Origin of the sequence: Nostoc parmelioides FACHB-3921 (genome assembly GCF_014696625.1) — a bacterium.
GTDB lineage: Bacteria > Cyanobacteriota > Cyanobacteriia > Cyanobacteriales > Nostocaceae > Trichormus > Trichormus parmelioides.
The window spans coordinates 21,562-33,388 of sequence record NZ_JACJQL010000019.1; the positions used below are offsets into that span (position 1 = coordinate 21,562).

8 protein-coding genes are annotated in these 11,827 nt (G+C 38.4%); 5 read left to right on the plus strand and 3 right to left on the minus strand.

The window, feature by feature from the left end:
• Positions 1-177: 177 nt before the first annotated feature.
• Positions 178-5,115: a GAF domain-containing protein gene (locus H6G14_RS14650; RefSeq protein ID WP_190568102.1), complete on the plus strand. Its 4,938-nt coding sequence runs from the start codon at positions 178-180 to the stop codon at positions 5,113-5,115.
• 66 nt (positions 5,116-5,181) lie between these two features.
• Here H6G14_RS14650 and H6G14_RS14655 read toward each other — a convergent pair whose 3' ends face one another.
• Positions 5,182-5,859 (minus strand): HAD family hydrolase, encoded by a 678-nt coding sequence (locus H6G14_RS14655; protein WP_190568103.1) that lies wholly within the window; start codon positions 5,857-5,859, stop codon positions 5,182-5,184.
• Between the two features lie 135 nt (positions 5,860-5,994).
• On the opposite strand from H6G14_RS14655, the gene H6G14_RS14660 reads away from it, so the two are divergent.
• Together H6G14_RS14660 and H6G14_RS14665 are read left to right on the plus strand one after the other, a co-directional pair.
• Positions 5,995-6,771 (plus strand): glucosamine-6-phosphate deaminase, encoded by a 777-nt coding sequence (locus H6G14_RS14660; RefSeq protein ID WP_190568104.1) that lies wholly within the window; start codon positions 5,995-5,997, stop codon positions 6,769-6,771.
• 452 nt (positions 6,772-7,223) lie between these two features.
• A complete protein-coding gene (locus H6G14_RS14665; RefSeq protein ID WP_190568105.1) occupies positions 7,224-8,798 on the plus strand; it encodes a hypothetical protein in 1,575 nt (524 codons plus the stop codon).
• Here the strand turns inward: H6G14_RS14665 and H6G14_RS14670 are convergent.
• Entirely contained in the window at positions 8,784-9,230 is a 447-nt protein-coding gene (locus tag H6G14_RS14670) for a hypothetical protein (protein ID WP_190568106.1), read from the minus strand. The two genes, H6G14_RS14665 and H6G14_RS14670, sit on opposite strands and share 15 nt — an antisense overlap.
• Positions 9,231-9,420: 190 nt before the next feature.
• On the opposite strand from H6G14_RS14670, the gene H6G14_RS14675 reads away from it, so the two are divergent.
• Together H6G14_RS14675 and ychF are read left to right on the plus strand one after the other, a co-directional pair.
• Positions 9,421-9,630: a hypothetical protein gene (locus H6G14_RS14675; RefSeq protein ID WP_190568107.1), complete on the plus strand. Its 210-nt coding sequence runs from the start codon at positions 9,421-9,423 to the stop codon at positions 9,628-9,630.
• Positions 9,631-9,651: 21 nt separating this feature from the next.
• A complete protein-coding gene (gene ychF / locus H6G14_RS14680; protein ID WP_190568108.1) occupies positions 9,652-10,743 on the plus strand; it encodes a redox-regulated ATPase YchF in 1,092 nt (363 codons plus the stop codon).
• A 26-nt stretch (positions 10,744-10,769) separates the two neighbouring features.
• On the opposite strand, the gene H6G14_RS14685 is transcribed toward ychF, so the two are convergent.
• The gene (locus tag H6G14_RS14685; protein WP_190568109.1) at positions 10,770-11,690 is read right to left on the minus strand and encodes a hypothetical protein; all 921 of its coding nucleotides are present in this window, start codon (positions 11,688-11,690) and stop codon (positions 10,770-10,772) included.
• Between the last annotated feature and the right edge of the window lie 137 nt (positions 11,691-11,827).

Below are 11,827 nucleotides of genomic sequence, written 5' to 3' on the forward strand. Positions count from 1 at the left end.
TTTGTCATTTATGTAACAAATGTGCGTTATAGTTGTGGATAATTATCGGGAGAATCATTACTAATTAAGTTGTTTTGGCGAAAATATCGCCAAATTGCTGACTTTTCATGATTTTGTTCATATTTAATTTTTTTGATTAGTTTATCTCTTTTAAAATTTGCTGCCTAATTTGATAGTATGCTCACAGATTATCAACGAACAAAAATTTTACTAATTGATAATTCTTTGGAAAATTGGCACTGTTTATCAGGTTTTCTAGCAGAAACAAAGTACTTATTAAAAAGGGTTAGCACTGCTAAAATATCAATCGACAGTGTTATTGAATTCATGCCTGATTTAATTTTAATAGATAGTTCTATCGATAAAATAACCGGACATTCTTTCTGTGAAAATTTACAATCTGATAAAGCTCTCCAAAATATATCTGTTCTCTTGCTAACTTATGCTGATCAACTTTCCGAATATAGCAGTTATTTTCAAATAGGCGTATGCGACTTTATTAGTAAGCCATTACGCCAAGAAGAAGTTTGCCTGAGAATGAGAAATCAATTAAAAATCTCCAGTAAACATAAAAATCAATTAGAAGAATATCATGATAATTTGGCGGTTTTGAATGGGTTAATATTAGTGAATAACTCAGTAAATCAGAATATCACAAGTAATAAAAAAGAATGTTGTTTGCAACTATCAGACTTAACTAACGAAGAAATTATTAATAGAACATTAAACTTAAATTACCTAGTAAGTAGTAACAGCAAAATTACAATAACAAGAAATAATACACAGGACTACCAGATTAATACTATCAAGCTGTATAAGCATAATTTAATATTAACGAAACTGGCAAAAAATCAAGTCCTATATCAAGGGAACTTAAAAATAGCCTTTGCAGAAATTACAAACATTGCTGCTCATAATTTAGGTATAGAGCGAGCAAGTATTTGGTTATACGACGAAACATTTACCAAAATTCAATGTGCTGATCTATTTGAATATAGTCGCAATCAACACAGTGCAGGACTGTCTTTATCAGCAAAAGATTATCCCACTTATTTTCAAGCCTTACATCAAGATGAAGCGATCGCCGCAGATGATGCTTATACAGATCCGAGAACGAAAGAATTTGCTCAATCTTACCTCACCCCTTTGAATATCACAGCCATGCTAGATACACCCATTCGTCTAGCAGGTGAAACCGTCGGGGTTTTATGTTTGGAAGCAGTAAAATTACCTCATCACTGGACACCCGAAGACCAAAATTTTGCTCGTTCTTTAACTAATTTAGTATCCTTAGCCTTAGAAGCACGAGAACGCCAGCGTGCAGAAGCAGCACATCGGATTTCCGAACAAAAACTAGCATCAGCCTTCAGAGCATCCCCTGACCCCATCGCTCTTTGTACTTATCCAGAAACACGTTATATCGAAGTTAACGACAGTTTTTGTCGCTTATTTGGTTATTCTCGTTCTCAAGTCATTGGTAATACTGATAAAGAATTAAATATTTGGGTAAATCTAGAAGAGTGCCATTTTCTGTCCCAAATTCTGGAAAAAGCCAAAGCCATTCGCAATCATGAAGTCGATTTTCGCACTAGCAATGGAGAAATTAAAACGACGCTGTTTAGTGCAGAAATGATTGAAATTGATGGACAAAAGTACATCCTGGGTACAGCAAAAGATATTACAGAACGCAAGCAAGCCGAAGCGGAAAGCCGTTTATTACTATTAACAACCCAAGCGATCGCCCGTGCAGTTGATGTGAAAAGCGCCTTAACTTTAGTATTGCGGGTAATTTGCCAAACCATTGGCTGGGATTTTGGGGAAGCATGGACACCCAATCGTGAATCTCACGTTTTAGAACATAGTTTGGTTTGTTACTGCGAGGAAGCAAGTTTAGAGGAATTTTGTCACCAAAGTCAAAATATGACAATTGCACCGGGTGACGGACTACCAGGACGAGTTTGGCAAACCAAACAATCCGAATGGATTGAAGATGTTTCTCAGGTCAAGCAAGGACAATTTTTGCGATCGCCACAAGCAGCCAAAGTAGGTTTAAAAGCAGGTTTTGGTATTCCCATTATTGCGGGAAAAGAAGTATTAGCAGTTTTGATATTTTTTAAGCGCAGTTCTATCCCCATAGATAAGCGTTTACTCATGCTGCTAGGTGCAGTTGCTACCCAATTAGGTAGCTTGATTGAGCGCAAGTTAATAGAATCTGCTCACAGAAAGAGCGAAGAACGTTTACAACTAGCCTTAGAAGCCAGCGATTTAGGGTTATGGGATTGGAATATTGCTACTGGTAAAATTTATCGGGACTGGCAGTGGCAAAAGATGTTAGGTTACGCACAAGAGGATATAGAAGATGATGAACGAGTCATTGAGCAATTGTTACATCCTGAAGATTTAGCCGCAGTCACATCAGCCATCACCACTCATTTGCAAGGTGTTACTCCCGTTTATGAAATGGAATTTCGGATGCGTTGCGCCGCCGGGGGTTGGAAATGGGTACAGTCTCGTGGCCAGATTGTGGAACGCAACGAGCAGGGTCAGCCTTTACGGATGACAGGTACGACCAAAGACATAACAGAGCGGAAAATTTTAGAAAAAGAACTAGAATTGCGAGAAGCTCGTCTCAATGCCTTTTTCAGTGGCGCTCCCGTGGGTATGAGTATTTTCGATAATCAACTACGGTTTGTGCAAATTAATGAATTAATAGCAGATATTCACGGTAAATCTGCTCAAGAGCATATTGGCAAGACTCTGGAAGAGATAGCACCCCAAATCGCACCTTTAGTCACACCATTCTGCCAACAAGTACTCTTAACTGGTCAACCAATTCTGAATGTAGAATTGAGTCTGCCCGCAGTCAACCAACCAGATAGCCTACGTCACTTTTTAGTTTCTTATTTTCCCATTCCTGGGGAGGGTAATCAGCTTTCTGGTGTAGGTAAAGTGATAGTAGAGACTAGCGATGTCTACGACGAGCTGCGCTTACGCAAACGAGCAGAAGAAGCTCTCAAAGAAAGCGTCGAGAGGGAAAGAGCGATCGCCCAAGTAATTCAACGAATGCGCCAAACCCTAGATTTAGATACCATATTTGCTGCTACCACCGAAGAACTAAGACAAGTCCTCAACTGCGATCGCGCCGTAGTTTATCGTTTCGATTCCCAAGGGAGTGGTGAATTTGTCGCCGAATCTTGGGGAAAAGGTTGGATTTCTCTCATAGAAACACAAAAAAATGCACCCCATCTGACGGAAAATAAAGTGAAAGATCAAAGTTGTCTAGGCAAGCTGTTAGAATACACGCCACAAGCTACCCTAGACAAAAATTTTCTCTGCGTTTGCGACATTTATCAAGCTGGATTTGATTCTTGCTACATTGAATTTTTAGAGCGCTTGCAAGCAAAAGCGTATATTATTGTCCCCATTTTATCTGGTGATCAAGTTTGGGGATTATTAGCAACTTACCAAAACTCTGGCCCTCGTCAATGGAAAACTGGCGAAATTAATATCGTCATTCAAATCGGCAATCAGTTAGAAGTTGCTTTGCAGCAAGCACAACTGCTGACACAAACCCAAAGACAATCACAAGCCCTAGAAGCAGCTGCGATCGCCGCAGATGCAGCAAACCGAGCCAAAAGTGAATTCCTCGCCAACATGAGCCACGAATTGCGAACACCACTCAACGCAATTTTAGGCTTCACTCAAATTATGAGCCATGACAAAACACTGTCGAAAGATAACCAACAGAACCTAGCGATTATTAACCGTGCAGGAGAACATTTACTAGACTTGATCAACGACATTCTAGAAATGTCAAAAATCGAAGCAGGTAGAACCACCTTAAACATTAATAGCTTTGATTTAATTCACCTCTTGGATAACTTGCAAGAAATGATGCAAGGCCGAGCCACAGCTAAAGGTTTACACCTCAAATTTGAATACGCCCCTAACATAGCCCAACATATCCAAGCTGACGAAAGTAAACTACGTCAAGTCTTACTCAATATCTTAGGTAATGCCATCAAGTTCACCGAAACGGGCAGTATCATCTTACGGGTAAAGATGGGGACTGGGGACTGGGGACTGGGGACTGAGGAAGATACCAAAACTCATCTCTCCATACCTAACACCCAATCCCCAATCACTAATCCCCAGTCCCTAATATTTGAAATACAAGATACTGGCATCGGCATCTGTGATGATGAAGTATGTGTATTGTTTGAAGCATTTGGACAAACGGAAGCCGGACGAAAATCCCAACAAGGTACAGGATTGGGTTTGGCTATTAGCCGCAAATACGTACAACTGATGGGGGGTGATATTAGCGTCAGTAGTGCTGTGGGGGTGGGGAGTACATTTAGTTTTCAGATACAAGTGGGCTTGGTTTCTGCCCATGAAATTCCCTATCAGCCCACTACACGCTCAGTCATTGGTTTAGCACCACAACAACGAGAATGTCGCATCTTGGTAGTGGATGATGTAGCAGACAGTCGATTGTTATTGGTGAAACTCCTGTCATCTGTTGGTTTTATGGTGCAAGAAGCTGCCAATGGTCAAGAAGCTCTGGCTATATGGCAACAGTGGCATCCACAGTTAATCTTGATGGATATGCGGATGCCAATAATGGATGGTTACGAAGCCACCCACTTCATTCGTTCTGCTGAAACAGAGAATCACTCCAGCATCCCCAACCCCCACACGATTATCATTGCTTTGACTGCTCACGCTTTTGAAGAACAACGTCAGGCAATGCTGCAAGTGGGCTGTGATGATTTAATTAACAAGCCGTTCTCCGAAAAAGAAATACTAGAAAAGCTTAATAAATACTTAGGAATCCAATACCTTTATCAAGAAGACAGTTATCCAGCACTCAAGGCTAAGACAACAATATTTACACACGATAATTTGTTACCTTTGTTATCTACATTACCAAGAGATTGGCTAATAAATTTATATAATGCCGCCGCCCAATGTAGCGATGATTTGATTTTAAAGCTAACCGAAGAAATATCTTGCGAAAATACCGCTTTGAAAGAGTATTTTGTAGATTTAGCCCATAATTTCCAGTTTGAAAAAATTATGGAGATAGTTGGTACTATCAAAGATATTTCGTAATCCTATCCTTACACCCAGTCTTAACAAACAACCTGGGTGTAAGTCCTCATTGAATCAGTATAACCATCACGTACTACGAATTAAATCTGGCTCAATTAATGAGTTGAGTAACGTCCATAAATGTAAATCTGTAAAATCAGGAATCGCCATAAATGAGCCAACTTCCAGCAAAACATTAGGGTCGTGAGTAGAAGCAATCCCAATAGTACGAATACCTGCACCAACTGCTGCGCGAATCCCAGAGGGGGAATCTTCCAAAGCGATCGCCTTTTCTGCTGGAATCCCCAACTTACTCAAAGCAACTTGATAAGGTGCGGGATCTGGTTTACCCGCTACGCAATCATCAGCCAAGACAATTTGATGAAAACTATCTGTTATTCCCAATACCTCCAACATAAACTCTGCGTTTAATCTCGGAGCATTCGTGACTAAAGCACGTTTTAACTGATGTACTTCTGTCCAAGCTATGAGTTCAGCAAATCCGTTTAATGGTTGAAGATGGGAGGCTAGTTCCCGAAACAAGGCTTCTTTTTCATCGGCAAATTCTCTACCTGCGGCTGATGATAATTCTGGCAGTATGTCCTTAACAATTTCTGGGTTTAAACGTCCACTAATTCGAGATTTATAAAATTTTTCATCAATTTCTATGTTGTATTTGCACAACATTTGTTGCCAAGCTTGGTAATGTATAGGATCAGTATTGACGATAGTACCGTCTAAATCAAAGAGAATCGCAGTTAGCATGATGTTTGGATGTAATGTAAATAATTATTAACTTAATTTAGATAGTCTACATTGTTTTGTGTTCCTAGGTCATCTCGGACTGCCATGAAGCTTAAAGGTTAGATTAAAGGTATTACCCAGTCCTCAGTTCTCAATATGGTAGCCGCTACAAACTTTTTTCGTGTTGATCATCTGTCAGTCCAAATTTACGAATCTGAAGCCGACATGGCCCAGGATGTGGCAGCGATTGTACGCAAGTATCTACAATCTTTACTAGAAGAAAAAAAGACTGCTGCTGTGTTGTTAGCAACAGGAAATTCTCAACTCAAATTCTTGGATGCGTTGATAGCTTTGGGTGGTGTAGATTGGTCAAGAATTACCTTATTTCATTTGGATGAATATTTGGGAATTACGGCTGATCATCCGGCAAGTTTTCGCCGTTATCTGCGGGAACGTGTAGAAAAGCGAGTTGTTCCCCAACAATTTCACTATATTGAGGGTGATACATTAGAACCCTTGGCAGAATGCGATCGCTATACTAAATTACTGCAAGCACAACCAATAGACTTGTGTTGTCTTGGCATTGGTGAAAATGGACACTTAGCTTTTAATGATCCATCTGTAGCGAATTTCCAAGACCCTTACAGCGTCAAGCTGGTGAAACTAGATCCGGTAAACCGTCAACAGCAGGTTAATACAGGACAATTTCCTCACCTTGATAGTGTTCCTCAGTACGCTTTTACTGTCACCTTGCCATTGATCTGTTCAGCTAAAAAAATATTCTGTCTAGCACCAGAACAACGTAAAGCACAGATTGTCAAACAAATGCTACAAGGGTCAATTAGTAAGACTTGCCCAGCTTCTGTATTACGCCAACAAGCACAAGCAACTTTATTTTTGGATATCAATTCAGCTAACTTATTAGCCGCTTAACTTTTCACGTTGCGTTTGATCTAATTTTTCCAGTATTCATGTCCAGAGTTTTACACCAGTTGGTGGTTAAAACCTTGGGCATTTAAATATCGATTGATTTTCATTCTAAGTATAAAGACATAGATACATGAGTATATTAATTAACATACAGAATATAACTGTAGTCAAAGATATTATGACATCAAGCTAATATGAAACCCTGGCAAGAAAAGGTTTTTAAGTCTGTCAACAGTCAACAGTCAACAGCTATATATAAAAATCTGATTATGTATTCGCCTAATTCTTCACAGTAATTATCTGGACTAAATAGGTTTTAAGTTTTTAATAACTTCATTATGGCAATTGATTTATAAAGAATTGGTATAGCTTATATCCGACATTTTTAATACAACCACTCTTTATATTACTATAACATTGATAATTTTCCGAAAAATCAGGTTAATTTAACAACCATGCTACAGCATATAAGTCTTAAAAAATTAAGCCATATCATGATGTTTTTATCTTTGATATGGGGAATTTATATTTTAAGTTTTGTTGTCATAAATTTCAGTGATTATAGTGGCGATCAAATCAACGATGCCTACAGAATTATGGCAGCATGGGATGGCAAGTGGCCTACATTAGGTTCAGGCCCTACTGCTTGGTCAGGGCTGGTCGGCGAATTTTATCTGCCACCTTTATATTACTATTTAGTATTTCCTTTCACCGCTTTGACTGCTGATTTATCTGCTCAAGCAATGCCGAATGCGCTCCTTACTTTCTTTTCCATTCCTTTAATTATTTTAACAACTTATAAGCTGCTGGAAAATGTTGAGCATGATAAAAGGTTATTTTTATCAGCATTAGCAGGATTTTGGTATATCTGTCTATTTCAGAATATTGTCATGAGTACAGGCAATAGTATTGCTGGGAATCCCGTATCAATTACATTTTTCCTGCTTTGTTTTGTATTGCTATACACTTATCAAATGGAAGGCAAATTATCTTCAAAAATAGAGATATTGTCTTGGATAGCTTATGGTGTTGTACTAGCAATAATATCAAATTTACACTTTTCTACTCTCTATGTAATGCCAGTAGTTTTTATTATTACGATTATTTTTTATCTTTCTATAAATTTCCGCCAAAAGAGAAGATGGATGTTATCTGGTGTAGCTGCTTTATCTGCTATCATTGCTATGACACCGTATTGGGTAGGTGAAATTGGCAGAAACTGGATAAACACCGCCAGAATTATTGCTGTAGCGACAAAATCTAGTGGTAGTGAAGAATATGGCACTTCACTATTATCAAGATTCAAGGCTATATTCAACGGTTATTTTGGACTAGGTCAAGAAGTTTATTTTGCTGGTGAATCTTGGAAAAGTGGCTTAATTTCTCTCATCTTTCTCTCTTTGATATTAGGATTAGGCATTATTAAATTTCGAGGCAACCGTATACTATTAAATTTATTATTCTTAATCTGGCTGGTATTCCTTGCTGCTTATTCATCCACGGATATGGAAAAGACTTATAACCCTACATTTTATAAATTGTTAATTTATCTGGCTCCTATATTTTTTACAGTTTGTAGTTTAGCTTATCTAAACTTTCCCAAGAATATTAATAGTTTTATATCAGTCTTTATCATTGCCTGTATTACTATTTCTATAATCATTAATTTAAACTTACATTTTAATTATATTAGCAGTAGATCAGGGATTCCCAGGATTATTAGTACCCGTGATGTAGCAGATAGCCTGAGAAATTTACCAGAAAAATCTACTCTTTGTCACCCTAATGGTAATTATCGAAATCTGAGAAATTATGAGTATATTGACCGTTATATTACTAAACGGGAACTGAGTTTTATAGCTGAATGTCAAACAGGTTTTTACATTATTCATGCAAAATATAAATCATTGGGAAACTATAAACTTAAAAAAAATGATAACTTTCCCCAAGGATTAGCGAAATATCAGGAAAAATCTCAAATCATTGTCGAAACTCCCTTATATTATGTTTATCGGCTATCGGATAGTTAAATTTTCTGAATAATTATTGTTTCTTGATGGTGCCTTCATCCATTGAAAAGCTACAAGATTCAAGCATAATCCAATGAAGAATAACAGCACCATTAAGGTGATTTGATACCAAATAATTTGTGGTAGTAGCAAATCTAATACTAAATGAATGAAATTTAAACCGCTATAAATTATAGTCAATCCAAAATGTACTAATCTATAGCGTTTGTTATCAATGAATATGGTACCAACGATTGCCAACATCGGCAGCACAAAAAAGCCCAACATCAACCACATAATTCCTGATATCTCATTGATGTTTGTGGCTTTTTGCGATTCAATTACACTCAAACCATGAAAAAGTGGCATTAAACCCAGTTGAGTATGAAATAAAGTTCCTAAAAGGAACACTATCCACAAAATGGCAATTTTCGTCGGATAATTTGTTGGCATATTATCTACCTAACTCCTTTCCCTAGAAACTTGTTCTATCAAGATTTACTTCTTAGTATACTGAGCAGGATTAAATGAGGATTCCTACATAGTTGTGAATTATCAAAGGGTTTAGGTATAGTCATTTAGGGGGATGTCAACAATTCAAGTTGTCATCTAGCTTGGGAAAGTCCAATGATTTAGATTGAGCATGACTTATCCCACAGCTATTTCGATTCCTGAACCACAAATTCCCAACCCTGAACCAAACCCGTTACCTGGTTCTGAACCTACACCAGAGCCAAGGATTCCCCAACCAATACCGGAGCCTGTACCGGCTCCTATTCCCCAAACAGTTCCAGGGACTATTCCCCAAACTGTACCAGAACCTATTCCCCAAACCATACCGGGGCCTGTATAAACTCAAAATCCCACATCTAAAATGCTAAGAGCCGGAATTGTCGGACTTCCCAACGTTGGAAAATCTACTTTATTTAATGCTGTAGTCGCTAATGCCAAGGCAGAAGCGGCTAACTTTCCATTCTGCACAATTGAACCGAATGTCGGTGTAGTTGCAGTCCCAGATGAGCGGCTAAATGTGCTTTCACAAATTTCCGGTTCGGCACAAATTATTCCCGCACGAGTTGAGTTTGTGGATATTGCCGGCTTAGTGAAAGGCGCAAGCCAAGGTGAAGGATTAGGTAATCAATTTTTATCTCATATCCGAGAAGTTGATGCGATCGTTCATGTGGTACGTTGTTTTGAGAATGATGATATCATCCACGTTGCTGGTTCCGTTGACCCAGCCAGAGATATTGAAATCATTAGTATCGAATTGGGTTTATCAGATTTAGCCCAGATTGAACGCCGGATTGAACGCACACGTAAGCAAGCGCGCACCAGCAAAGATGCACAATTTGAGGTAACAGTTTTAGAAAAGTTAGCGGCTGCCTTAAATGAAGGTAAATCAGTGCGGCAAATAAGTTTAACTGAAGAAGAAGCGGAAATTATTAAGGGACTGGGACTGTTGACAAATAAGCCGATTATTTACGCGGCTAATGTTTCTGAAGAAGAATTAGCAACTGGGAATGAATTTGTGGAAAGAGTCCGCCAAGTTGCAGCCCAGGAAAATGCTCAAGTTGTGGTTGTTTCCGCTCAAGTAGAAGCAGAACTGGTGGAATTACCGGAAGAAGACAAGGCTGATTTTTTAGAATCTTTAGGGGTAAAAGAAGGCGGATTAAAATCTTTGATTCGTGCCACTTATGCTCTATTGGGACTACGGACTTATTTCACCAGTGGGCCAAAAGAAACCCGTGCTTGGACAATTAATGCAGGAATGTCAGCACCCCAAGCCGCAGGTGTAATTCACTCTGATTTTGAGCGAGGATTTATTCGTGCGGAAACCGTTGCATACAATGATTTAGTCGCAAATGGTTCTCTGAGCGCTGCGAAAGAAAAAGGGTTAGTTCGTAGCGAAGGTAAAGAATATATTGTGCAGGAAGGCGATGTGATGTTATTCCGATTTAACGTCTAATTATCAAGACGCGATTCGTCGCGTCTCTACAAAACGTTATCACCCAAACTATAAACGTAAGCACCAAAGTTCTCATCATCTGTACCCACGATTAAGCCACCATCTGCACCAGGAATAAGTTCTATCCCTTCAATTTTATGGTGATTAAAGCGGTAGAGGGGGATTAATTGGGGACTTTGCCGCCAAATAACTTGCCCAGAACTATTGTTTAAGGTTAAGTAACCAGCAGCGTAAATAGCTGATTGAAAAGGGCCATTATCTCCTGCATCACTGGCGGCAGAAATATACACAATTCCACCTGAGTCTATTTTTATATCGGAAATATGCCGCACATTTCCAGTGGGAAATGGCACTTTTATCTTGGCAGAATTGGTAGATATAATTTGATATTTATTTAAATCTAAGACCCCCCAATATACAGTAGATGGTTGTTCTCCTTCTCCTCTGTGCGCCCACATAGCAACTAACTTACCTTCTATATTTTGTAGGGCAAATCCTTCAAAATTACTACCTGTAGGTATTGCAGGTAATTCAAATTCTTTCAATACAGATATAGTTTTTTTACTAGAATCTAATTTAAATTTGTAAGCTTTGCCACTGCTGCTTAAAGCAATAAAATTATTTTTCGTGTTGGGAATAGAAGTTAAAGCTTCTAAATCAATAGGTAATTGAGTATTACTTTGCCAACTTACACTCAAATATTCCGGTTGATTTTTACCCTTAATTGTGATGATTCCTAAACGTTCTTGGTCGGCTTGTTTATTGTCGTGGACGACGAGAAAATCTAGGGACGATTTTTGTTGACTAATCAGCGCCATCCCACTGATACCAAAAAGAATACTACCGCGAACAGGTCGCCAACTTTGCGCCAAAACCTGTTGAGATATGAGTAAGCATAACCCCAAAATCAATATTTTGATAAATAACTTTGATCTTATATATTTCATCGATAGTACTTTTGTGTGGAGAGAGAGCGCAGGTCATCTCATAATCTGTGCAAATTAAAACAGATACATTTGCTAAACCGCAACAGTACTATTTGGGGTAAGATAGTTTCGTAAGACTATTGAGAATTTTTTCTATT

Excerpts from the sequence above, each read along its gene's own strand:
- H6G14_RS14650 (WP_190568102.1), top strand. The coding sequence starts at position 178 with ATGCTCACAGATTATCAACGAACAAAAATTTTACTAATTGATAATTCT.
- H6G14_RS14655 (WP_190568103.1), bottom strand. The coding sequence starts at position 5,859 with ATGCTAACTGCGATTCTCTTTGATTTAGACGGTACTATCGTCAATACT.
- H6G14_RS14660 (WP_190568104.1), top strand. The coding sequence starts at position 5,995 with ATGGTAGCCGCTACAAACTTTTTTCGTGTTGATCATCTGTCAGTCCAA.
- H6G14_RS14665 (WP_190568105.1), top strand. The coding sequence starts at position 7,224 with ATGCTACAGCATATAAGTCTTAAAAAATTAAGCCATATCATGATGTTT.
- H6G14_RS14670 (WP_190568106.1), bottom strand. The coding sequence starts at position 9,230 with ATGCCAACAAATTATCCGACGAAAATTGCCATTTTGTGGATAGTGTTC.
- H6G14_RS14675 (WP_190568107.1), top strand. The coding sequence starts at position 9,421 with ATGACTTATCCCACAGCTATTTCGATTCCTGAACCACAAATTCCCAAC.
- ychF (WP_190568108.1), top strand. The coding sequence starts at position 9,652 with ATGCTAAGAGCCGGAATTGTCGGACTTCCCAACGTTGGAAAATCTACT.
- H6G14_RS14685 (WP_190568109.1), bottom strand. The coding sequence starts at position 11,690 with ATGAAATATATAAGATCAAAGTTATTTATCAAAATATTGATTTTGGGG.